Below are 22861 nucleotides of genomic sequence, written 5' to 3'. Positions count from 1 at the left end.
GTATTTCCAGGTCATCCAGCCTGAATTGTCATCAGGCACAGATTGTGTTCAATCATACCGGTTTTGCCGGATATTCGCAGAGATCGACAATCACGCAGTGCTGGCAGTCCGGTTTGCGGGCCTTGCAGACATAGCGGCCATGCAGGATCAGCCAGTGGTGGGCATCGACCCTGAATTCGGCCGGCACGTACTTCAGCAGCTTGTCTTCCACCTCGCGCACATCCTTGCCGGGGGCCAGCCGGGTGCGGTTGGCTACCCGGAAAATATGGGTATCCACGGCGATGGTGGGGTGGCCAAAGGCGGTGTTCAGCACCACATTGGCGGTTTTGCGGCCCACGCCGGGCAGTGCTTCCAGTGCCGCCCTGTCATCCGGTACCTCGCCGCCGTGTTTTTCCAGCAGCAGGCGACAGGTGGCAATGACGTTTCTGGCCTTGGTGCGGAACAGACCGATGGTCTTGATGTAATCGGAGACTGTCTCTTCACCCAGCGCCAGCATGGCGGCCGGGGTATTGGCCACGGCATACAGCGGGCGGGTGGCCTTGTTGACGCTGACATCGGTCGCCTGGGCTGACAGTAACACCGCAATCAGCAACTCGAAGGGCGTGCGATATTCCAGCTCGGTGGTCGGCTTGGGAGTGTGCTCGCGCAGGCGGCGGAAAATCTCGTAGCGCTTGGTGGCGTTCATGGCATGTCGGCTTGGGGCTGGTTCGGTACGGGGGTGACGGCTGCGGACAGGCTGTATTGCCGGTGCTTGCAGCCTGCGCCATTGTAACGCAGGCCGCTGCCGGCTCGTATGCGTTGCGGTTTCTACGTGCGGCGGCCCGGCGACAGGGTGAGGCTGTCCAGCAAGGGCGCGCTGGCACTGAGCAGCAGCAGGCTGGCCGCCAGCGTCACCGCGGCATCCGGGTGGCTGGTCAGCGTGATAACGCTGATGCACAGCATGCCGGCAGCCTGGCCATAGATCAGCCGGCCACGCGAGGTGATGGGGGTGCAGCTGCCATCGCTCATCACCCAGCCGGCCAGTAGCCACAGTGCACTCTGACCCAGCAGCCAGCCGCTGCCCACTGGCAGGGCAATCAACACCACCAGCAACAGTCCCAGCGGCGCTTGCCAGCGCAGCAGGCCGCGCCAGAGCAGCCACAGGCCACCGGCCAGCAAGGCCAGCGACAGCGGGAGGTTGGCATGGGGCAGGCTGGCGGGCAGCCAGGGCGCTGCCAGCAGCAGGCCGCCGGCCACCGGATGGAACAGGCTGCTGCCACTGCCACCAAACAGCTGGCGTAGCAGCAGGATGGCAGCGCAAGTAGATATGCACAGCAGCGGCAGTGTGGTGACGGGCAGCAGCAGGGTGAGCAGCACTGCCGACAGCAGTGCTTCACCCTGGCGCAAGGCCGGCCATACGGCCTGTCGGCGCAAGGCCAGGCCTACGCTGTCGGCTAGCAGGGCGCTGGCCGTGGCCAGCACGAGTGCCAGCAAGGCCTGCGGCCCCAGTTGCCAGAACTGGATGGCCAGTGCCGGCAGCAGCGCCAGCAGGTGCTGGCGGTTGCGGCTTGCCAGGGTGGGGGCGAGTCGTATTAATGGGGGGCTCATCATTTTTCCTGCTCTCCGGCATCGCGTGCGGCTTTCTGGGCGGCGGCGCGAGCCATGGCGGCGGCAATCAGCGCCTTCTTGTCTTCGTCCATGGCTGCCGGGCTATTGGTAGCGGCTGCAGACTTCTGCGCATTGGCCCGCTGCATGGCGGCGTGAATCAGCGCGTGCTGTTGCTGGTTCAGCCCAGGTTGCTCACTGTTGTCGGCGGATGTTTCCGCCGCCGCTGCCTTGGCTGCATCCTGTGCCGCCTTGCGGGCGGCGGCGCGCGCCATGGCGGCGTCGATGGTTGCCTGACGGTTGGCCGCAATGGCGGCATCACGCTCACTGCTGCTGATGGACGGTGCGGCATCCGGACGCTGCCGCTGCGCCGCTCGGGCCATGGCGGCAGCGATGGCCGCCTGCTTGTCAGCATTGCTTGCTGTTGGCGTGGTGTTCTGGCTTGGGGCGGTCGCTGCTTGTTGCGCCAATTTGGCGGCTTGTTGTGCAGCGCGTTCGGCCAGCCGCTGCGCTTTTTCCTGCTTGTCGCGTTCCAGGCGGAACTGGCGGAAGCGATGGCGCTGGCGGGCTGCGTCGGCGGCGGTCTGTTGCTGCTCTGCTGCCAGCAGTTGCTGGCTGGCCTGGCGGAAGGTGTCGAGCAAGGGCAGCTGGCTGGGGCAAACGGCACTGCACAGGCCGCACTGGCTGCAGTCGGCCAGCCGCCAGTGTTGTGCTTGTTCCAGCTGTTGCTGGCTGCAATGCCAATACAGCTCCTGCGCTTGCAACTGGCTGGGGCAGATGCTGGCGCAATCGCCGCAACGGATGCAGGGCTGGGCAATCAGCTCAGACTGAGCGGGTAGGGCCAGCAGGCAATTGCTGTGCTGGTGTATGCCAATCGACGTATCCGCCAAGCCAAAGCCACGCAGTCCACCGCCATGGACGATGGCATGGCGCTGTGTCGGCAGGCCGGCGCAGGCCAGTAGATCGGCGACCGGGCTGCCGAGCAGGGCGAGGATGTTTTGTGGCTGCTTGACGGTGCCGCTGACGGTGACGATGCGGCTGATACATGGCTTGCCATGCAGGATGGCCCGTCCGGCCGCATATACGCCGGCTACTGGCAGGCACAGGCTGTTGCCGCTTTCTTCGGGGCGCGCCAAGGAGCGCAGCAGTGGTGCGTCATCACCAGCCGGGTAGGGGGCTTGTATTACCTCAAGCTGCCAGGTTTGGTTGCGGGCCAGGCTGCGCAGGGCATTGATGGCGGCTCCCTGTTCTTGCTGGACGGCCAGCACCAGCCGTGCCGGCTGCAGTATGCGCCCCAGCATGGTCATGGCGTCGGCTACGGCGGCGGCCTGTTCGCGCAACAGCATGCTGTCGGCCTGCAGAAAAGGCTCGTTTTCCGCCGCATTGATGATGAGCAGTGCCAGCGGCGGCGGGGCTGCTGCCCAGGCCAGCGGCAGCAGCGGGCCGTGCTGGCCCATGACACCCATGTCTTGCAACCGGATGGCCAGCGCCAGTGGTGACAGGGCTGGCCAGCTGGTATCGGCTTGCAGTGGCAGCGCTTCGTCCAGCCCGTCTGGCTGCAGTTGCAGGCCATCCAGCCGTGGCGCACCGGGTAGTGCCTGCGGCAGCGGGCCGATGGCACGGATATGGCCGGAGGTGGGGGCATGGACAGCCACGCCGAACTCATTGTCGGCCTGGGCCAGCAACTGGTGCTTCAGTACGCGCTGGCCCACTTCGACACAGCAGCGACTGCCTTGCAGCCACAGGTTTAGCTGGGCCGGCAACGGCAGGGTGGCCAATGGCTGGCTGCTGGCAGCGGTGTACACCGGCAGGATGGTCTGGCGGCTCATGTGCTGCTACCTGGCTTGATGGCCTTGATGGCGATGACCGGGTAAGCCCAGCGCCAGTCGGCTGGCAGGCTGGTGGCCGGGCGCATGCTGATGCAGTCCACTGGACAGGGGGCAAGGCACAATTCACAGCCGGTGCACTCATCAGCCAGCACGGTGTGCATCTGCTTGGCAGAGCCGAGGATGGCATCCACCGGACAGGCCTGAATGCACAGGGTACAGCCGATACAGGTGGCTTCATCGATCAGTGCTACCGCCTTGGGCTTTTGTGCTGGGGCATCGGCGGCAAAGGGCAGGTAGTCGACTTGCAGCAGCGTGGCCAGCTTGCGTATGCCATCCTCGCCGCCGGGCGGGCAGCGATTGATGCTGTCTTCGCCGCGCGCCAGCGCCTGAGCGTAAGGCTGGCAGCCGGCGTGGCCGCACTGGCCGCACTGGGTTTGCGGCAGCAGGGCATCGATGCGCTCAGCCAGCGGTGGCAGGCTGGCGGCAGCAGGGTGCAATTTCTGTGCGCTGCTGCGCAGGATTTTTCCCAGCAGCCAGATGGCCAGCAAGAGCAGCAGCAAACGGAGAACAAGGGTCATGACAGGCGGGCTCCAAGGCCATGCAAGGCCAGCGCGATGATGAGGGCACACAGCAGCAGGGCAGGCCGGCCGCGCAGCCATACGGGCAGGGCGCAGCGTTGCAGGCGTGGTGGCAGCGTGGCGAACTGGGCCAGCAGCAAGGTGAACAGGGCTGCGCTCAGCAAGCCGGTGAGCAGGGATGCCAGCGGGCTGCTGGTGGATGGCAAGCAAGACAAGGGCAGGCCGGCCACCAGACTGTTCAGCAGCAGCATGGGCCAGCGCAGCCCAAGCTGGGCGGCTTCGCCAGCGGCAAGGCGCGGTAGTGCACCCGTCAGCAGCAGGGCACTGGCGGCTTGCGACAGGATGGCGGACAAGGGCAAGGGTAGATCGAGGTGTGCGCTGTCTGCCAGCGCCAGCAGGCCGCCGCCGAGCAGCAGCATGATGGCCGTGGCCAGCCCCATGGCGATGGCGGCTGGCAGCGCCAGCGCAGCCGCCTGGCTGTCATCGGGGCGGCGGCATTGATTGCAGAATGCCAGCCCGGCAAGCAGCGGCAGATAAAGCCCAAAATTCATGGCCGGATAATCCAGAAAGCAAAACCGCAAAATTATCCGGGTTTCCCGCCCGGACCACAACCTTGCTGCCATGAGGGCGGGGCGGCGCTGCCTGATGGCTTAAGGAATATATTGGGCCAGCCAGGCTTGCAGCTTGCGTGCCTGACGCAGGGTTTCTTTCAGGATGCGTGCATCCAGTGCACCCAGTTCGGCCGGACGGATCATATTGTCCAGCCGCGCTGCCGCCTCCTGGCAGGCCAGTTGGTGGCGCAGCCGCAGCTCTTGCAGGAATTGCGCACTGTCGGCAAAAGACTGGCAGGCGCTGGTGGACAGACCGGGCAAACTGGCGGCGGCAGCAAAGCGTTCGCTGGTACGGCTGGCGGCCGAGCCGGCGTGCAAGGCCAGAATGCGGGCGGCGTCGACGAAGAAGTCGACGGCGGCTTTCAGGTCCAGTTGTTCATCCTGGTCGGTTTGCAGGCGTCCACTCCAGCCCAGTGGCGGCTGATAGCGGCGGGCGCTGCGGCTGAGTGCACTCAGTACCGCTGGCTGACTGGCCGCCTGGCGTAATTGTCCGGCCAACTCCAGCCCCAGCTTGTGCTGGCCCCAGGCCGGGCGCAGGTCCAGATACAGGCCGATATGCCCGGCATCCTGCGGTGCACTTTGCAACTGCTGAATCACCGTGTCGCTCCAGTCGGCGTAGGACAGGCAATGACTGGGGTTGCCAGCCATCAATCCGTTGCGGCACAGCGGAATGCCGCAGGCGCTGAGGGCCGAGCCGATACGCTGGGCGATGGCCGGCAGGTGTTGGGCCAGTTGTTGCTGGCGCAAGGCATCGTTGCAGCGGAAAACCAGTGCGCTGTCCTGATCCGAGGTCAGGGTGTTTTCCTGGCGACCGCTGCTGCCCAGTTGCAGCCAGCAGATTTCCACTTCCTCCAGCCCGGCTCCGCTCAGGTGCAGCTGGCATAGCCGGGTCAGCAACTGGTCATTGAACAGGCTGAGCAGACGGGTGGTGGCATTGGCATCCATGCCCTGCTGAAACAATGCCAGTACCTGACGACGGAAGGTGGCTGCCACGCCGGACAGGGCCGCCGTGCTGTCGCAGCGGCTCAGGCGTTGCAGCATTTCCTTCATGTCCAGCCGCGACAGGCGGTATAGATCGTGCTCGGACACGATGCCTACCAGCGTCATGCCTTCACATACCATGACATGGCGTTCGCCGCTCTGGGCCAGGGCCAGCATGGCTTCGCTGGCCAGGGCGCTGGGCGGCAGCAGGCAGGCGGGCTGGCGCATCAGTTGCTGTACCGGGGTGTCGTCACCGTGGCCGGCCAGATGGGCGTCCAGCAGGTCGCGCAGGGTGAACAGGCCCAGCAGGCGCTGCTCGGGGCTGGTGATGACGACCGAGCCTACCCCTTCTTGCTGCATCAGTTGCAGCAAGGGGCGTAGCGTGGTTTCCGGGCGGCAGCAGACTGCCGGGCGCTGGATCACCGCAGCAAGCGGAGTGTGCAGGCTCAGCCCCTGTCCGCCCAGCGCGGCCGGGTGTAATTGGCGGGCGCGCGACAGCAGGTTGGCCAGCCGCTGGGTGCAGAACAGCTGGAAGGCGGCAGACTGCTGGCACAGTGTCACAAAGGCAGCTTGTGGTAGCTGCAGCACCATGCAGTCGCTGTCGGCACGGTAGTGATTGGTGACCGGCCGCTGCGCCAGCAGGGCACCCAGTGGAAACATTTCACCCTGCCCCAGCAGGGCAAAGGCCTGGCCGCTGTAGATGTCCTCGGCCAGCACCTGGCCTTCCAGCACGATGAACAGCTGGCTGGCGGGGCCGGCTTGCGGGCTGGTGAGGCTGGCTCCACGTGGGTAGTGCTGGCGGCGCGCCTGTCCAGCCAGCTGTGCGAGCTGGTCTGCGGTCATGGCGGTAAAGGGTTCGTGCTGGAGCAGGGCCTGCCAGTCGGCCGGAAAGGGGGTTGGCATGGTAAGGCTCCGGTGAGGGCTGGGCCGAGATGGCAGCCTTAATATAGTGAGTGCAGTGGCTGGCCGGTATTGGGGAAATCCGCCCGTCGCGCAGCTTGCAGCAGGCGCAGTGCACCGTGAGCAGCCTAACTGTTCTGGTTGAGGATCTTCTGATAGCGACCATCGCGCTTGATGGCGTCCAGCGCCTTGCGGAAGGCATCGACCGTGGCGCGTGGTGTGCCGAGGCTGAAGGCCATGGACATGCCCTGTGGCAGCTCGCGGAACACAAAGGCGGTTTGCAGCAGGCGGCCGGGGTCGTCCTGTAACTGGCGCACCGTGGAAAAGGCGGTCAGCTGATTGGCGGCCCACAGATCAATCCGCCCGGCGCGCAGCATCTGGTAACCCTGGGTATAGGAGGCAAACGGCTCCAGGGCGGTAAAGCCATGTGCCAGCAGGTATTTTTCCTGGTAGGAACCGTGCAGCACGCCGATGGTGTAGCGGCGGTAGTCGTCCAGCCGGCCGTCATTGGGCAGGTGCTGGCGATTGTCGGCCAGCATCAGTAATACCGGTGGCGAGTGAATCACCTCGCCCACCCACTGAAACAGGTTTTCCCGTTCCGGCGTGCGCGCCATGGCGCAGACCAGGGTGTTGGGCTGGTTTTGGCCCATGGCATAGACCCGGCTCCAGGGAAACAGGTGGATGGCATCGCTCAGGCCGAGATCCTTGGTGATCTGGCGGATGATCTCTACCACGATGCCGTGCTCCTGCCCGCTGGGGCCGCTGGAAAACGGCGGCAGATTGTCTTCGCAGGCGATGGTGATGGCGACCGCTTGCGCCGCGCCGACATGCAACAGCAGGCCCAGAGTCAGGGCCAGCAGGGTAGGGGACATGGATTCCATCAGTCCACTGTAGATCATGGCCGGCGTGGTGCAAGCTGGAATGCTGTTATTTTGCACTGCAACAAAAACGGTGATGTTTTATCATGCCCAGATCTCTGGTTCTGATTGATATGTGCCCATGATTGTCCGCTCTCCAGTGTCCTGGTTTCGTTTGCTGTTCGTGTGGAATGGCTCGGTGTTGCCGCGCATTCTGTCACGCTTGCTGCTTGTCTTTCTGATTTCGCTGCTGGCGACCGCTGCGCGGCATTGGTGGCTGAGCAGCCATGGCGATTCGGCATTAAGCATTCCCACCTTTACCCTGCTGGGGGTCTCGCTGGCGATTTTCCTGGGTTTCCGCAACTCGGTCAGCTACGAGCGCTTCTGGGAGGCTCGCAAGCTGTGGGGGGGCCTGCTGGTGGTGAACCGTTCGATTACCCGTCAGCTGCTGGCTGCCGCGCCTGAGCATCCGCAGGTGGCACAGGTGCTGGACCTGATTTGTGCTTTTGCCTATGCCTTGAAGGCACAGCTGCGCGAAGAGGAGGGGTGTGATCACATGCCACGTCTGCTGCCGGCTGATCTGCTGGATGAGGTGAATGGCGCGCGCTTCCGGCCGGGCATCATTCTGCGTCGGCTGGGCCAGCTGATCCTGCAACTGCAAGCCGAGGGTGTCATCAGCGAATGGCAATGGCAGGCGCTCGATCAAAAGCTGAATACCATGTCGGAAGTGCTGGGTGGTTGCGAACGTATCGGCAGCACGCCCATTCCCTACACCTACCGGGTTTTGCTGAACCGCACGGTCACCATCTATAGCTTGTTGTTGCCGTTGGGCCTGGTCAGCAGCATAGGCTGGCTGACACCGCCGATAGCGGTGTTCATCGCTTATACCTATCTGGCACTGGAAGTGATTGGCGAGGAGCTGGAAGAACCATTTGGCCGCGAGGGCAATGATCTGCCGCTGGCCGCGCTGTGCCACACCATCGAACTGGCCGTGCGCGAGATGCAGGGGCAGCCGATGCCGGTCACGGCGCCGCAGCCGCAGGGTATTTATCTGTATTGAGCGGTATTGCGCCCGGTATTGCACCGGGGGCGTAGGACAAGCTGACTGCTGTCGTGCAGACAAAAAAAAGCCCGGTGAAATCACCGGGCGCAAGGTCAGTGTGCTCCTGAATTGATTTACAGCGGATTCTGCAGTTGGCTGAGAATCTGCGGGTTTTCCAGTGTGGAAACGTCCTGGGTGATTTCTTCGCCCTTGGCGATCGAGCGCAGCAGGCGGCGCATGATCTTGCCGGAGCGGGTCTTGGGCAGGTTTTCGCCAAAGCGGATGTCATCCGGCTGGGCGATCTTGCCGATTTCATGGGCAACCCAGTTTTTCAGCTCGGCAGCAATCTTCTTGGCGTCATCACCCTCCGGACGGGCACCCTTCAGTACCACGAAGGCCACCACGGCTTCACCCTTCACCTCGTGCGGCTTGCCAACCACGGCGGCTTCAGCCACCAGCGGATTGGCTACCAGCGCCGATTCGATTTCCATGGTGCCCAGACGGTGGCCGGATACGTTCAGCACGTCGTCGATGCGGCCCATGATCCAGAAGTAGCCGTTTTCGTCGCGGTTGGCCGAGTCACCCGCCAGGTAGTACTGGCCGTTGAATTCGTCCGGGAAGTAGGTTTTCTTGAAGCGGTCCGGGTCGTTCCAGATGGTGCGCACCAGGGATGGGAAAGGCTTCTTGATTACCAGGAAACCACCACGGCCCGGTTCCACCTGGGCACCGGATTCGTCCACGATGTCGGCAACGATGCCCGGCAGCGGCAGGGTGCAAGAGCCCGGTTTGGTCGGTACCGCACCCGGAATCGGCGCAATCATGGCCGAACCGGTTTCGGTCTGCCACCAGGTATCCACGATAGGGCAGCGGCCACCACCGACCACTTCGTAATACCACATCCAGGCTTCCGGGTTGATCGGCTCGCCCACCGTGCCCAGAAGGCGCAGGCTGGACAGGTCGTATTGCTTGGGCAGGTCGTTGCCCAGCTTGATCAGCGAACGGATGGCTGTAGGGGCGGTATAGAAGATGCTGACCTTGTGCTGCTCGATCATGCGCCAGAAACGACCGGCATCCGGGTAGGTCGGCACCCCTTCGAATACCACCTGGGTGGCACCGATGCCCAGCGGGCCGTAGCAGATATAGGAGTGACCGGTGATCCAGCCCACATCGGCCGTGCACCAGTACACATCATTCGGTTTGTAGTCGAAAGCCCAGCGGAAGCTGTTGATGGCACCCAGCAGATAGCCGGCGCTGCTGTGCTGGATACCCTTCGGTTTGCCGGTGGAGCCGGAGGTGTACAGAATGAACAGCGGATCGTCCGCCAGCATCCATTCCGGTTCGCAGGCTTCGGCCTGGCCTTCCACCAGCTTGTGCCACCAGATATCGCGGCCTTCGGTCCACTGTGCGCCGCCATTGGTGCGCTGGTAAACCACTACGTTCTGTACCGATTCGCAGCCTTCCAGTGCCATTGCTTCGTCAACGGTGGCCTTCAGGGGAACGGTCTTGCCACCACGCAGGCCTTCATTGGCGGTAATCACCAGCTTGGCTCCGGCGTCCTGAACACGGTCACGTACGGCACCGGCAGAGAAACCGCCGAATACCACCGAGTGAATGGCACCGATACGGGCACAAGCCTGCATGGCAACGATGGCTTCAATCACCATCGGCATATAGATGACTACACGGTCGCCCTTGGCAATGCCCAGGCTCTTCAGGCCATTGGCAAACTGGCAGACACGGCGGTGCAGTTCGGAATAGGTAACACGGGTGACTTCGCCATCATCTGCTTCAAAGATCAGGGCGATCTTGTTGGCATTCAGCGGCAGGTGACGGTCGAGGCAGTTATAGGAAACGTTCAGCACACCATCGTCAAACCACTTGAAGAAGGGGGCATTGCTGTCATCCAGAACCCGGGAAAACGGTTTTTTCCAGGTAATCAGCTCGCGGGCCAGATCACCCCAGAAGGACAGGTAGCTGTCGTCGGCCTGCTCGCACAGTGCGTTGTAGGCCTCCATGCCCGACACGGTCGCCTTGTGGCGGAAGTCGTCGGACGGCGGAAAACTACGGGTTTCCTTCAGAATGGATTCGAGAGTGGACATTACCTTCTCCTTGTAAGTCTTGTAGTGCTGTAGCCGCATCCCGCAGGATGCGGCCCCAGGTGAAACGATTAGTGCTTGGAAGCGCCGGTTGCGCCGATACCGGTCATGGAGCGGACAAACTGCGCATCGAACTTGGCTTTTTCTTCTGCAGCCGATTTGGATTTGTCAGTTACCGAGAACAGCCAGGTGCTGACGAAAGCCAGGGTGATGGAGAAGATGGCCGGGTTCTTGTACGGGAACAGGGCAGCCTTGTGCTTCATCACATCAACCCATACTGCCGGTCCGAGGACGATCAGTACCACGGCAGTAGCCAGGCCAATGAAGCCGCCAATCACCGCGCCACGGGTCGTCAGGCCCTTCCAGAACATCGACAGGAACAAGACCGGGAAGTTGGCGGAAGCCGCGATGGAGAAGGCCAGACCCACCATGAAGGCGATGTTTTGCTTCTCGAACACCAGGCCCAGCACGATGGCGATGACACCCAGTGCCACGGTGGTGATCTTGGATACGCGGATTTCGTCAGCCTCGTTGGCCTTGCCCTTCATGATGACGGAGGCGTACAGGTCGTGCGAGACAGCAGAGGCACCGGAGAGGGCCAGACCTGCCACAACGGCCAGGATGGTGGCGAAGGCCACGGCAGAGATGAAGCCGAGGAACATGTCACCGCCAACGGCATTGGCCAGGTGAATGGCAGCCATATTGCTACCGCCAACCAGCTGGGTGATCTGCTTGCCATCCTTGGTGATGGTTTCCATCATGCCCGGCTGGTTCAGTACCAGCATGATTGCGCCAAAGCCGATGATGAAGGTCAGGATGTAGAAGTAGCCAATGAAGCCGGTTGCGTAGAACACCGACTTGCGGGCTTCCTTGGCATCAGACACGGTGAAGAAGCGCATCAGGATGTGCGGCAGGCCTGCAGTACCAAACATCAGCGCCATACCCAAGGAAATAGCATCAATCGGGTCGGTTTTGCCCGGTGCCATGATGGCGGCGTGCTTGGCGTGTGCGGCGACTGCTTTCTCGAACATCAGCTCAGGGCTGAAGCCTACGGTGGACAGCACCATGAAGGCCATGAACGACGCACCACACAGCAGCAGTACGGCCTTGATGATCTGTACCCAGGTGGTAGCCAGCATGCCGCCAAACAGCACGTAGCACACCATCAGGATGCCTACCATGACCACGGCAGAGGAGTAGTTCAGGCCGAACAGCAGCTGGATCAGCTTGCCGGCACCCACCATTTGCGCGATCAGGTACATGGCGACCACGACCAGGGTGGAGGTGGCGGCAAACATGCGTACCGGTGTTTGTTGCAGGCGGTAGGAGGCCACGTCGGCAAAGGTGTATTTGCCCAGGTTGCGCAGGCGTTCTGCTACCAGGAACAGAATGACCGGCCAGCCCACCAGAAAGCCCATGGAGTAGATCAGGCCATCGTAGCCCTTGTCGAACACCATGGCGGAAATACCCAGAAAGGACGCTGCCGACATGTAGTCACCGGCAATGGCCAGTCCATTCTGGAAACCGCTGATGCCGCCACCGGCCGTGTAGAAGTCCGAGGCGGAGCGGGTGCGACGGGCTGCCCAATAGGTGATGCCCATGGTGAAGGCTACGAATACCACGAACATGATGATGGCGTGCCAGTTGGTTGCCTGTTGCTTCACATCACCTTCGATGGCGCCGGAAGCAAAGGCGAGTACCGGGAAAAGCGACAATGCTGCCAGAGCGAGAGAGCCAGTGCATTTTTTCATTTTTGTGCCTCCTCGACGATCTCGCGGTTGAGCTGGTCAAACTCGCCATTGGCTTTGCGCACGTACAGGCCGGTCAGCACGAAGGCGGAGAGAATGATCAGAATCCCGACCGGGATGCCTACAGTCATGGTCATGCCGGGAGCCAGCGGTGCGCCCAGCGTAGACGGTGAAAATGCCAGAATCATAATGAAGCCATAGTAAATGACCAGCATTGCGATGCTGAGCTGCCAACCCAGGCTTGTCTTCTTTTGAACAAGCTCTTTGAACTTCGGGTTGGACTGTACTTTCTTGAGTACGTCCTCGTTCATTGCATCCTCCTTTGTCGTAACGATCGTCTGACCGCTGTTCGAAACATAAGGGACGACAGGCTGCTCCTGCTAATCGCTTTTTTTGATTAATAAAATTTGTCAGACGGATGTTGCATTGCAAAAAATTATATTAATCATACGGTTGCGGTGGTATTTTTACTCCATTCACCATGTGGATGGTGCGGTTTTTTTTGCAAAAATACCGTGAAATTCTTGTGGTAAATACCGTAATGACGCCAAAATGTTGGCAAAGACAAGATCCGGAAAACAGGAAAATGTAGTCACCTTGCTACAGGCAGAGAGAACAGGTCGTACATGGAAATCTATCAGTTAAGGACCTTTGTCACCGTGGCCCAGCAGGGCCATCTGACACAGGCAGCAGAATTGCTGCATTTATCCCAGCCGGCAGTCACGGCACAGATCAAGGCGCTGGAAGAAGAAGTGGGCATGCCCTTGTTCGAACGCACTGCTGGTGGCGTCACCATGACGCGTGCCGGGCAGGAATTGCTGCCACAGGCACAGTCCATCCTGGCGTCGGCACGTGAAATCATCAATCACGCCAAAGGCTTGAAAGGGCAGACCGGAGGCAAGGCGCTGATTGGGCTGACCTTGACGCCGGCCACCCTGAAAGCCGGCGAGTGGGTGGCTGCGCTGGTGGAAAAATATCCGCTGCTGGACCTGCGGCTGCAACACGGAGTAACCGGCGAAGTGCTCAACCTGGTGCGCAAGAAGGAGCTGGACGCCGGCTTTTATCTGGGGAAAAACCCCTATGTCAACGTCAATACCGTGCTGCTCACCAATCTGCCTTTCCGCATCGTGCTGCCCAATGGCTGGAAAAATCGCATTGATCTGAACAACACCAAGGAGCTGGGGCGCCTGCCCTGGGTTGGGTTGTCGCAATTTTCCAGTTTGTCGAAAATTACCGCCGAACTCTGGCGCGAACTGAATATTTCGCCGAAGAAGGTGACAGAAAGCGACAATCTGGCCGCTGTGCTGGAACTGGTGGCCTGCGGCGTGGGCGTGGCACTGGCACGTGAGGAGGAGGCGCTGGAGTGGGAAGCCGCCGGACGATTGACGGTTGTGCCGGCTGTGCGCAAACTGGCCGAGCTGCAGTTTGTCTATCCGTCCGACCGGGTGGGCGATCCGATTCTGGAGGCTTTGCTGCAGGAATTGATCCGTGTCTGGGCGCTCAGCCCGGATGTAGCACACTAACCCGCAGCGACCGACGAGGAATATCCATGGCTTACGAGTGGTTTGCCAGCGCTTTTCAGCGCTACCTGAGTGCCATGGAGCTGAGTCAGCGCCGCCTGCTGGACGCCCAGCAGGATGCCTGTCTGAGCTGGACCGCCGCCTGGCTGCCAGCCTATCCCCTGGCCGAGGGCGAGGTGCAAAACCGCATCGATGGCAGCCTGCTCAGTGGGGTATCGCTGTTGCAGGCTCAGGCGGACAACCAGCGCGACCTGATGCTGGCCACGGAAAAATCACTCAATGAGATGCACAAGCACCTGCTGCGGCAGCTGGAGCAATCCGGCCAGCACCCTTCCTACGCCGTGATGAAGCAGGCCCTGCAACTGGGGCAGAGTTCCGGCAGTGCTGTCAGCAAGATGAGCCGACAGGTCGGACATTTTGCCGCTACCAGTTTTTCATCGGCCTCGCTCAACGCCGCCCGCGATATGCGCCGGGTGTGGAAGCAACAAAAACCCTGATCATCCGCTGGTGTTTATCTGCCGGACACCCGACTAGAATCGGGCAATGAGCCCATTTTCTTCTCTGACCTTTGGTCAACGCTTGCTGGAGCTGCCGCCTGTCTTCTACCGGCACATCCAGTCCCAGCCGCTGAGTGAACCCTATCTTGTGGCCGGCAATGCCCGCTTGTGCGAGACATTGGGTGTGACAAGCAGTGAGCTGTCCCAGCCCGCCGGGCTTGCCTTGCTGTCCGGCAACCAGTTTGTCCCGGGTGTGCCTGCACTTGCAGCACTGTACGCCGGTCACCAGTTCGGTGTGTATGTTCCCCAGCTTGGTGATGGTCGTGCCTTGTCGTTGGGCGATACCGTTGATACCGCAGGACGGCGTTGGGAGTGGCAACTCAAGGGAGCCGGTTTGACCCCGTTCTCGCGCATGGGCGATGGCCGTGCCGTGCTGCGCTCCACCATTCGCGAATATCTGTGTAGTGAAGCCATGCACGGACTGGGCATTCCCACCACGCGCGCCCTCGCCATGACCGGCTCGCCCGACCCGGTTTATCGCGAGCGCCCGGAAACCGCAGCAGTGTTGACGCGTCTGGCAGAAAGCTTCATCCGCTTTGGCAGTTTTGAAGTGTTTTACCACCGTGGACAACATGATGAAATCCGGCTGTTGGCCGACTTTGTCATACGCCACCATTTTCCGCACTGCGCCGACGAAGAGCAGCCCTATGCGGCACTTTTTGCCGATATTGTCGCCAGAACGGCGCAGTTGATTGCTCACTGGCAGGCTGTCGGCTTCTGTCATGGCGTTATGAATACCGACAATATGTCCATTCTGGGACTGACGCTGGACTACGGCCCTTTTGGTTTCATGGACGGTTTCAATGCCGCACATGTGTGCAACCACAGTGATCATGCCGGGCGTTATGCCTACAACCAGCAACCGCAAGTAGGTCTGTGGAACCTGCATTGTCTGGCATCTGCCTTCTTGCCGCTGGTCGACGAGGACACGCTGTTGGCCCTGCTGTCGGGTTACCGGGAGCAATACCATCAGCACTGGCTGAGCCTGATGCGTGCCAAGCTGGGTTTGGCTGAATCCACAGACGACGATGAGGCCTTGATCGAAGCACTGCTGCTGGCTATGCATGCGCACCATACGGATTACACCCTGTTTTTCCGCAGGCTGGCGGACTTTGAGATTGCCGCAGATAACCACGCTTTGCGGGATTTGTTTGTGGATCGCAGCCTTTTTGATGAATGGGCCGCACGCTACGCTGCGCGCCTGCAGTTGGAAGCAAGGTCTGTGGCAGAGCGCAAGCTGGCCATGCTGGCCGTTAACCCCAAATTCATCCTGCGCAATTACCTGGCCGAGCAGGCGATACAAGCCGCGCAACAGGGAGACTTTGCCCTGATTGCCAGCCTGCATGATTGCCTGAGCCATCCCTTTGACGAGCAGCCGCAATACCAGGCTTTCGCCGGAGAGCCCCCGGCCTGGGCACAGGAAATCAGTGTCAGCTGTTCAAGTTGACCGATAGAGCATTGTCTCTGGCAGAAAAGAAAAAAGCTCCCGAACGGGAGCTTTTTTCAATGCTTACACATGCGTTTAGTGCAGTACCAACAAGGTGAACGGTGGCAGGTAGGCCATGGCCGTTACCACCAGACCGACCAGGCAGGCCAGTGCCAGCGAATGGAAGAATACATAGCGCAGGATCACGCCTTCCTTGCCGTAGTACTGGGTCGCGGTGGAGGCGACCACGATGGATTGGGCGTCGATCATCTTGCCCATCACACCACCAGCCGAGTTGGCGGAGGTCATCAGCACCGGCGACAGGCCCAGCTGGGTGGCAGAGGCTTTTTGCAGGCCGCCAAACAGTACGTTGGCCGCAGTGTCCGAGCCAGTCAGTGCAACGCCCAGCCAGCCCAGCAGGGTGCCGAAGAAGGGGTAGAGCACGCCGGTGTGCGAGAACGCCAGACCCAGGGTGATGTCCACGCCGGAGTAGCGGGTGAGGTAGCCCAGTGCCAGCATGGCCACGATGGTGATCAGCGAGTAGCGCAGCGACCAGAAAGTCTGGCCATATACCTTCACCAGTTCGCTCGGGCGGTAGCCCATGATCAGGCCGGACAGGATGCCGGCTACCAGAATGCCGGTGCCGGTGGTGGACAGCAGGTTCAGCTTGTAGATGGCGGCTTCAAGATGCGGTGTCGCGACTACCGGCGGCATTTTCTGAACCAGGTTGTGCAGGCCAGGCCACTGGATTTCCAGGGTGAAAATGGAGTCCAGCAGTTTTTTCACGCTAGGCGAGCCCCAGGCGAACACCAGTACCGACAGGATGAGCCAGGGCAGCCAGGCGCGGATTACATCACCGGTGCTGTAGCCATGCTTGGGCTGCAGGCCGGTGTTGCCGGCGGCTTCTGCCGCAGCGCCAGCCATGGTGCCGGCGGTAGAGGTGTAAACCTCTTTCGGGTGCCATACCTTGAGGAAGAACACCAGTGCTGCGATGGAGCAGACCGAGGCGATAACGGCTACCAGTTCCGGGCCCATGAGGTTGGACACAAGCAGTTGCGGAACGGCGAAAGACAGACCGGCCACCAGTACGGCAGGCCAGATGCGCATGGTGTTTTTCCAGCCACAGAAGGCAATCAGCAGCCAGAACGGCACGATGATGGCGAAGATGGTCATCTGACGGCCGACCATGGACGAAATCAGCATCACGTCGATGCCCGTTACCTTGGCCAGGGTGGTGATCGGCGTACCCAGCGCGCCATAGGCGACCGGAGCGGTATTGGCGATCAGCGACAGGCCGGATGCGGCCAGCGGCGAGAAGCCCAGGCCGATCAACATGGCGCCGGTGACTGCAACCGGGGTACCGAAGCCGCCAGCACCTTCGAAGAAGGCACCAAAGCAGAAGGCGATCAGCAGCAGTTGCAGGCGACGGTCTTGCGTGACGCCGGTAATGCTCTCGCGCAGGATGGCGAACTGGCCTTTGCGCTCGGTCAACTGGTACAGGAAGATCACGTTGAGAATGATCCAGCCAATCGGCAGCAGGCCATTGGCAGCGCCCATCAGGGTGGCGCTAAGCGCCATGCTGCCCGGCATGCCGAAGATGCCGATGGCGACGACGAGCGAGGTGATCAAACCCATCACGGCAGCAATGTGTGCCTTGATATGGAAAATGCCGAGCGCGCCCAGCAGCACGATGATCGGCAACGCTGCGCACAGCGTAGACAGCCACGGGTTGCCCAGTGGGTCGTAGACGTGGGACCACATAATGATTCTCTCCAATGATTGTTGGCGTTGATCGGGCTGCGCGTCGTGTGACGGACCCGTTATCGAGCGTTCCGCCTGTTTTTGTGCTGGTGGCGGATGGCGCAACTGTAGTGATTGCGCCGCCCATCGTCATTTAGGGCTTGCCCTTGCGGGTTTACCCTTGGAGGAGGCGTGGGCTGGGGAGAAATGCTGGATGGGTGAGGCTTGTTGCAGCAATGCTTGCAGCGTGTTGCTGGTGGGGCCTTAGCCCAGCGGCAGTGCCGTGAGACCGGACGCATCCAGGCGCAGATAGCCCCCTTGTGCACCGTGCCAGTCGCGGATGACCCAGCGTTCGGCCTGGTGGCTGCCTTGCTGGTGCGTGTGGGTGGCCGGGCGGTGGGTATGGCCGTGAATCAGCGTGGGCCAGTCATGCTGTGTCAGCAGTTCCAGCACGGCACTGTCGGTTACGTCGGTAATGGCGCTCAGACCTTGTTGCTGCTTGGCCGCTTCACTCTGCATGCGGGCCTGTGCGGCGATGGCGTGGCGCTCGGCCAGCGGCCTGGCCAGCATGGCGGCTTGCCAGGCCGGATTGCGGCTCATGGCGCGGAATTGCTGATAGGCGGTATCGGCAGTACACAGGGCATCGCCATGGCTGAGCAGATAGGGGCGGCCATAGGCGTTGAACAGATAGGGGTCGGCCAGCAATTGCGCGCCACTGCGATGGGTAAAACCGTCTCCCAGCAGAAAATCGCGATTGCCGCGCATCACATACAGCGGAGTGTGCTGCGAGAACTGCTTCATCGCCGCCAGTAATGGCTGCAAGAACGCGCTGCGATCATCATCGCCCACCCAGTATTCGAACAGGTCACCCAGAATGAACAGGCTGTCGATCTGCCCTTGCCATTGCTGCAAGGACTCTACAAACAGCTGACACAGTGCAGGGCAGTCTTCGCTCAGGTGCAGGTCGGAGATGAAGTGATGGCTCATAGTAGGTCGGCAGCGGCAAATGAAGGGCAGGTGGGTAAAGCAAAGCCAGCTGCCTGACGGCTGCTGGCTGGTGTGGCAAAGCCCGGCCCTGGAGCCGGACCGGCGGATCAGATGATCTCGGCTTTTTCCAGCACGACGGCTTCTGCCGGTACGTCCTGATGGCCACCGCTGCGACCGGTGCGTACGGTCTTGATACGGTCAACCACGTCCTTACCTTCCACTACCTGACCGAACACTGCATAGCCCCAACCCTGGGTGGTTTCGGACTTGAAGTCGAGGAAGTCGTTGTCGGACACGTTGATGAAGAACTGTGCCGAAGCGGAGTGCGGGTCCATGGTACGGGCCATGGCAACGGTGTAGGTCTTGTTGGAGATACCGTTGTTGGCTTCGTTCTTGATCGGATCGCGGGTGTCTTTCTGCTTCATGTCGGCATCAAAACCGCCGCCCTGAATCATGAAACCGTTGATGACGCGATGGAAGATGGTGCCATCGTAGTGACCGCTCTTTACGTATTCTTCAAAGTTGGCTGCGGTAACCGGAGCCTTGTCGCTGAACAGTTCCAGCACGATTTCGCCAAAATTGGTGGTCAGTTTGATCATGAGGGTCATCCTTGTGTCTGAAGCGAATGCTTGCTGATGTGGTGGTGTGCGGTCCGTACCTGTCGGACCGACTGGTGGCGGGTCAGGGTTTGACTACCACCTTCTGAATCACGATGGGCTCGAACGGCACGTCGTCCATGCCTTTCATGTTGCCGGTGTGGGTTTTGGCAATGCGATTGACCACGTCCATTCCCTTGCTTACCTTGCCGAACACGGCATAGCCGATGCCTTGCGGTGTCGGGTTCTTGTAGTCAAGGAATTCGTTGTTGGCCACATTGATGAAAAACTGTGCGGTGGCCGAGTTCGGATCGGCGGTGCGGGCCATGGCAATGCTGCCGATGGTGTTTTTCAGGCCGTTGGCAGCTTCATTCGGAATGGGTGCGTTGGTTTTCTTCTGTTCCAGTTTGCCGTCAAAGCCGCCGCCCTGGATCATGAAACCGTCGATGATGCGGTGAAATACCGTGCCGTTATAGAAACCGGCTTTGGCATAACTCACGAAGTTGGCCACTGTCTTGGGTGCTTTGGCCGAATCCAGGGTGATTTCGATCACGCCTTTGTTGGTGGTCATTTCCACGACCGGTGCGGCTTGCGCCAGCAGCGGCAGCGCACATAGAGCGAGGCTGGAGAGCAGTTTTTTCATGGGCGTATCGGGTGCTATCGGCAGGAACAATGCCGAATTCTAGCACAGCAGCCGGCCGTGGATGCGACCGGCTCCACCAGTCGGCCAGCATGCTGGCCGCTGCTTCTGCCCGGGGACTCAGACGCCGAAGCGCATCAGCTTGTCTTCGTCTTCGTTCTGCATGTGCTTGGGTGCGCCGACAATCAGCGGGTCGGCATTGTGTGCCACGCGTGGGTCTTTGTCGGGATAGTCCAGGCTGGCCAGGAAGTGGCGGATGCAATTGAGGCGGGCACGCTTCTTGTCATCCGATTTCACCACCACCCACGGTGCATCGCCGGTATTGGTATGGAAGAACATCGCCTGTTTGGCAGCGGTGTAGTCGTCCCACTTGTCCAGCGACTGAATGTCGATGGGGGAGAGCTTCCAGTGCTTGAGCGGATCGTCGCGGCGCGAGATGAAGCGGCGCAGCTGTTCTTCGCGGCTGACCGAGAACCAGAACTTGAACAGATGGATGCCGCTGTTGACCAGCATGCGCTCCAGCTGCGGGGTCTGGCGCATGAATTCCAGATATTCATCCGGATTGCAAAAGCCCATGACGCGTTCGACGCCAGCACGGTTATACCAGGAGCGGTCGAAGAACACGATTTCGCCGGAAGCCGGCAGATGTTCGATATAACGCTGGAAATACCACTGGGTGCGTTCGCGCTCGGACGGTTTCTCCAGGGCTACCACGCGGGCACCGCGCGGGTTGAGGTGTTCCATATAGCGCTTGATAGTGCCACCCTTGCCGGCGGCATCGCGGCCTTCAAACAAGATGACGATTTTCTGCCCGGTTTCTTTTACCCAGTTCTGCACTTTCAGCAGCTCGATTTGTAGCTCAAGCTTGATTTTTTCGTATTCGGTGCGCCGCAGGCGGGTGCGGTAGGGGTAACTGGCAGGCAGTTCGGCCGTGGTGCTGTCTTCGCTGGTGCCGTGCGGTGCTTCGGCTACTTGCAGGGCGACCGGCTCCTGGCTGATGGTTTCGATGGCCTTGATCGATTCCTGATGTACGCGTTTGACATTGCTTTGACGGCTGCTGCCGCTACGAGCGGGTTTGCGGGCCGGGGCCGGGGTGTTGCTGGCAGCGGCTGCGGGGGCGGCAGCGGGAGCTTCCGGGTTGACAGCGGGGGTGGTGGGGTCGGTATTTTTGTCTTGTGTCATGGTTTTCCCTCATGCTGAAGTGGTCATGAAATCATCCTACGCCTGTTGAATTAGGGTGTCGATATGCCTCCGCCATGGCCCGCGCCGCAGCCGGAATGCGACATGAAGTCGTGCATCCCTTGCGTGGCAAGGCGCTGGCGTCGATGATGACAAGATAACCCTGCTGCCGGTGTGCCAGAGCCTGCCGGCCATTCACAACAATAGAAAGCTGTCGCCATGTTCAGTCTGGGTTTCCGTCCCCGCGTCCTCGATACCCTGCAACACTACAATCGCAATCTGCTGCGCGATGACGTCATGGCGGGTCTCACCGTGGGCATTGTCGCATTGCCACTGGCGATGGCCTTTGCCATGGCCAGCGGAGTGACGCCGCAGGCCGGCATCTTTACCGCCGTGATTGCCGGTTTCCTGGCGGCGGCGCTGGGCGGCAGCCGTCTGTCGGTGACCGGGCCGACCGGGGCCTTCATCGTGATCATCTATGGCATCGTGGCCAAGTATGGAGTGGCCAATCTGCTGATCTGCACCTTCATGTCGGGGGTGATGCTGGTGTTGATGGGGCTATTCCGGCTGGGGCAGGTGATCCGCTTTTTCCCGCTACCGCTGATTACCGGCTTTACCAATGGCATCGCCGTGCTGATTTTCCTGACCCAATTGAAGGATTTCTTTGGCCTGCCGGTGGATAAAATGCCGGCCGGTTTCTTTGCGGTGATGCAGGTGTTGCGTGAGCAACTGGGCAATTTCCACTGGCCCACCTTGCTGCTGTCAGCGGCCAGTCTGCTGCTTATCCTGTTCTGGCCGAAGCGGCTTAACCGCGTATTGCCGGCACCTTTTGTGGCACTGGTGCTGGCGACTCTGATCACCGCGCTATTCGGGCTGCCGGTGGCGACGCTGGGCAGCAAGTTTGGCGGCATCCCGCAGGGGCTACCCAGTTTTGGCGGGCTGGATCTGGACCCGACCCATCTGTCCGACCTGTTGGCTCCGGCTTTTACCATTGCCCTGCTGGGTGCCATCGAATCGCTGCTGTGCGCGGTGGTGGCCGATAGCATGACGGCGGACAAGCACGATTCCAATCAGGAGCTGATTGGCCAGGGCATCGCCAATATGGTGGCGCCTTTCTTTGGTGGCATTCCGGCCACCGGGGCGGTGGCGCGCACCGCCACCAATATCAGCAATGGCGGTAAAACGCCGGTGGCCGCCATGGTGCATGCGCTGTTGCTGTTGCTGATTCTGCTGGTGGCCGCGCCCTTGGCCGCCAGCATCCCGCTGGCGGTGCTGGCGGCCATCCTGATTTCAGTGGCGCTGAAAATGGGCGACTGGGATATCCGCAAGGCTTTCCAGTTCCCCAAGCGCGACACGGCTGTGCTGGTGGTTACCTTTGTACTGACCGTGGTGTTCGACCTGACGGTGGCGGTGCAGATCGGCCTGCTGATGGCGGCGGTGTTCTTCATTCGCAGCATGGCCAGCCATACTTCGGTTAACCGGCTGTTGCCGGAATACGCCCAGCTGTTCGAGCGCCACACCATTGCCGGCAAGCATGTGCCGGATGGCTGTGCGGCCTTTCGTGTTGAAGGGGCCCTGTTCTTTGGCGCGGCGGACAGCGTGGAAATCATCCACCAGCAGGCCGAGCAGGCGCGGGTCATCATTCTGCAATTGCACCGGCTGGTGCTGCTGGACACCACCGGTCTACTGGCACTGGACAGTCTGAACGACAAGCTCAGGGCGCAGGGCAAGACGCTGATTCTATGTGGCGCGGCGGATGAAGTGCTGGCCATGCTCAAGGGTTCGCGGCTGGCTGATGACCTGGGTAGCGACAATCTGCAGCCGGATCTGGCCGCAGCACTGCTGCGTGCCGAGCAGCTGCTGACCAGTGGCGTGGTGTGGGGTTAGGGCCTGTTAACACGATGTTTTCTGCGGCGCAGGCCCTGAAAGGTTGTCAATGCAAGGCGGAGGGTGCAGCGCTTGGTGGCCCCAAGCGCAAATCCGACAACGC

At 61.0% G+C, this 22861-nt stretch carries 20 protein-coding genes; 5 read left to right on the top strand and 15 right to left on the bottom strand.

Translation table 11 applies throughout. The features are described 5' to 3' along the window. Positions 1 to 52: 52 nt before the first annotated feature. From nth to DBR44_RS07760, 7 genes are all read right to left on the bottom strand, one after another. Positions 53 to 685 carry an endonuclease III gene (nth, locus tag DBR44_RS07790; protein WP_124643527.1) on the bottom strand — a complete coding sequence of 211 codons (633 nt, stop codon included), beginning with the start codon at positions 683 to 685 and terminating at the stop codon, positions 53 to 55. Between the two features lie 122 nt (positions 686 to 807). Next, positions 808 to 1587 (bottom strand): RnfABCDGE type electron transport complex subunit D, encoded by a 780-nt coding sequence (locus tag DBR44_RS07785; RefSeq protein ID WP_158613576.1) that lies wholly within the window; start codon positions 1585 to 1587, stop codon positions 808 to 810. Then, positions 1587 to 3413, bottom strand: coding sequence for an electron transport complex subunit RsxC (rsxC, locus tag DBR44_RS07780; protein WP_124643525.1), 1827 nt, complete (start codon positions 3411 to 3413; stop codon positions 1587 to 1589). The genes DBR44_RS07785 and rsxC overlap by 1 nt, the downstream gene beginning before the upstream one ends. Beyond that, a complete protein-coding gene (gene rsxB, locus DBR44_RS07775; protein WP_124643524.1) occupies positions 3410 to 3991 on the bottom strand; it encodes an electron transport complex subunit RsxB in 582 nt (193 codons plus the stop codon). The genes rsxC and rsxB overlap by 4 nt, the downstream gene beginning before the upstream one ends. Then, positions 3988 to 4542, bottom strand: coding sequence for an Rnf-Nqr domain containing protein (locus DBR44_RS07770; protein ID WP_158613575.1), 555 nt, complete (start codon positions 4540 to 4542; stop codon positions 3988 to 3990). The genes rsxB and DBR44_RS07770 overlap by 4 nt, the downstream gene beginning before the upstream one ends. Before the next feature lie 99 nt (positions 4543 to 4641). After that, a complete protein-coding gene (locus tag DBR44_RS07765; protein WP_124643522.1) occupies positions 4642 to 6486 on the bottom strand; it encodes a DUF294 nucleotidyltransferase-like domain-containing protein in 1845 nt (614 codons plus the stop codon). Between the two features lie 125 nt (positions 6487 to 6611). Then, on the bottom strand, positions 6612 to 7355 hold the full coding sequence (locus DBR44_RS07760) for an ABC transporter substrate-binding protein (RefSeq protein WP_158613574.1): 744 nt from the start codon (positions 7353 to 7355) through the stop codon (positions 6612 to 6614). Positions 7356 to 7482: 127 nt separating this feature from the next. Here DBR44_RS07760 and DBR44_RS07755 point away from each other — a divergent pair, with 127 nt between their 5' ends. Beyond that, the gene (locus DBR44_RS07755; RefSeq protein ID WP_124643520.1) at positions 7483 to 8400 is read left to right on the top strand and encodes a bestrophin family protein; all 918 of its coding nucleotides are present in this window, start codon (positions 7483 to 7485) and stop codon (positions 8398 to 8400) included. Positions 8401 to 8516: 116 nt separating this feature from the next. On the opposite strand, the gene acs is transcribed toward DBR44_RS07755, so the two are convergent. The 3 genes from acs to DBR44_RS07740 all read right to left on the bottom strand — a co-directional run bounded on the left by acs (position 8517) and on the right by DBR44_RS07740 (position 12537). Further along, positions 8517 to 10481, bottom strand: coding sequence for an acetate--CoA ligase (gene acs, locus DBR44_RS07750; protein WP_124643519.1), 1965 nt, complete (start codon positions 10479 to 10481; stop codon positions 8517 to 8519). A 68-nt stretch (positions 10482 to 10549) separates the two neighbouring features. Beyond that, positions 10550 to 12229: a cation acetate symporter gene (locus DBR44_RS07745; RefSeq protein ID WP_124643518.1), complete on the bottom strand. Its 1680-nt coding sequence runs from the start codon at positions 12227 to 12229 to the stop codon at positions 10550 to 10552. After that, positions 12226 to 12537 (bottom strand): DUF485 domain-containing protein, encoded by a 312-nt coding sequence (locus DBR44_RS07740; RefSeq protein ID WP_124643517.1) that lies wholly within the window; start codon positions 12535 to 12537, stop codon positions 12226 to 12228. The genes DBR44_RS07745 and DBR44_RS07740 overlap by 4 nt, the downstream gene beginning before the upstream one ends. 315 nt (positions 12538 to 12852) lie before the next feature. On the opposite strand from DBR44_RS07740, the gene DBR44_RS07735 reads away from it, so the two are divergent. Genes DBR44_RS07735 through DBR44_RS07725 form a run of 3 tightly spaced genes read left to right on the top strand, consistent with a single transcriptional unit; the run spans position 12853 to position 15750 of the window. Beyond that, the gene (locus DBR44_RS07735) at positions 12853 to 13749 is read left to right on the top strand and encodes a LysR family transcriptional regulator (RefSeq protein ID WP_103522885.1); all 897 of its coding nucleotides are present in this window, start codon (positions 12853 to 12855) and stop codon (positions 13747 to 13749) included. 26 nt (positions 13750 to 13775) lie between these two features. Beyond that, on the top strand, positions 13776 to 14243 hold the full coding sequence (locus DBR44_RS07730) for a hypothetical protein (RefSeq protein ID WP_124643516.1): 468 nt from the start codon (positions 13776 to 13778) through the stop codon (positions 14241 to 14243). 46 nt (positions 14244 to 14289) lie between these two features. After that, positions 14290 to 15750: a YdiU family protein gene (locus DBR44_RS07725; protein WP_124643515.1), complete on the top strand. Its 1461-nt coding sequence runs from the start codon at positions 14290 to 14292 to the stop codon at positions 15748 to 15750. A gap of 75 nt (positions 15751 to 15825) precedes the next feature. Here the strand turns inward: DBR44_RS07725 and DBR44_RS07720 are convergent, their stop codons facing one another. The 5 genes from DBR44_RS07720 to ppk2 all read right to left on the bottom strand — a co-directional run bounded on the left by DBR44_RS07720 (position 15826) and on the right by ppk2 (position 20874). Then, positions 15826 to 17490 carry an L-lactate permease gene (locus DBR44_RS07720; protein WP_124643514.1) on the bottom strand — a complete coding sequence of 555 codons (1665 nt, stop codon included), beginning with the start codon at positions 17488 to 17490 and terminating at the stop codon, positions 15826 to 15828. 243 nt (positions 17491 to 17733) lie between these two features. Continuing rightward, entirely contained in the window at positions 17734 to 18456 is a 723-nt protein-coding gene (locus DBR44_RS07715) for a UDP-2,3-diacylglucosamine diphosphatase (protein ID WP_124643513.1), read from the bottom strand. 107 nt (positions 18457 to 18563) lie between these two features. Then, on the bottom strand, positions 18564 to 19055 hold the full coding sequence (locus DBR44_RS07710; protein WP_124643512.1) for a peptidylprolyl isomerase: 492 nt from the start codon (positions 19053 to 19055) through the stop codon (positions 18564 to 18566). 82 nt (positions 19056 to 19137) lie between these two features. Next, a complete protein-coding gene (locus DBR44_RS07705; RefSeq protein WP_124643511.1) occupies positions 19138 to 19695 on the bottom strand; it encodes a peptidylprolyl isomerase in 558 nt (185 codons plus the stop codon). Between the two features lie 117 nt (positions 19696 to 19812). Next, on the bottom strand, positions 19813 to 20874 hold the full coding sequence (ppk2, locus tag DBR44_RS07700) for a polyphosphate kinase 2 (protein WP_124643510.1): 1062 nt from the start codon (positions 20872 to 20874) through the stop codon (positions 19813 to 19815). Between the two features lie 216 nt (positions 20875 to 21090). Here ppk2 and DBR44_RS07695 point away from each other — a divergent pair, with 216 nt between their 5' ends. Then, complete coding sequence (locus DBR44_RS07695; protein WP_124643509.1) at positions 21091 to 22758, top strand: SulP family inorganic anion transporter; 1668 nt, start codon at positions 21091 to 21093, stop codon at positions 22756 to 22758. The last annotated feature ends 103 nt before the right edge of the window (positions 22759 to 22861 follow it).

The organism is Aquitalea sp. FJL05, from assembly GCF_003852595.1.
Lineage (GTDB): Bacteria > Pseudomonadota > Gammaproteobacteria > Burkholderiales > Chromobacteriaceae > Aquitalea > Aquitalea aquatilis.
This window is presented reverse-complemented; position numbering and strand designations above follow the sequence as displayed.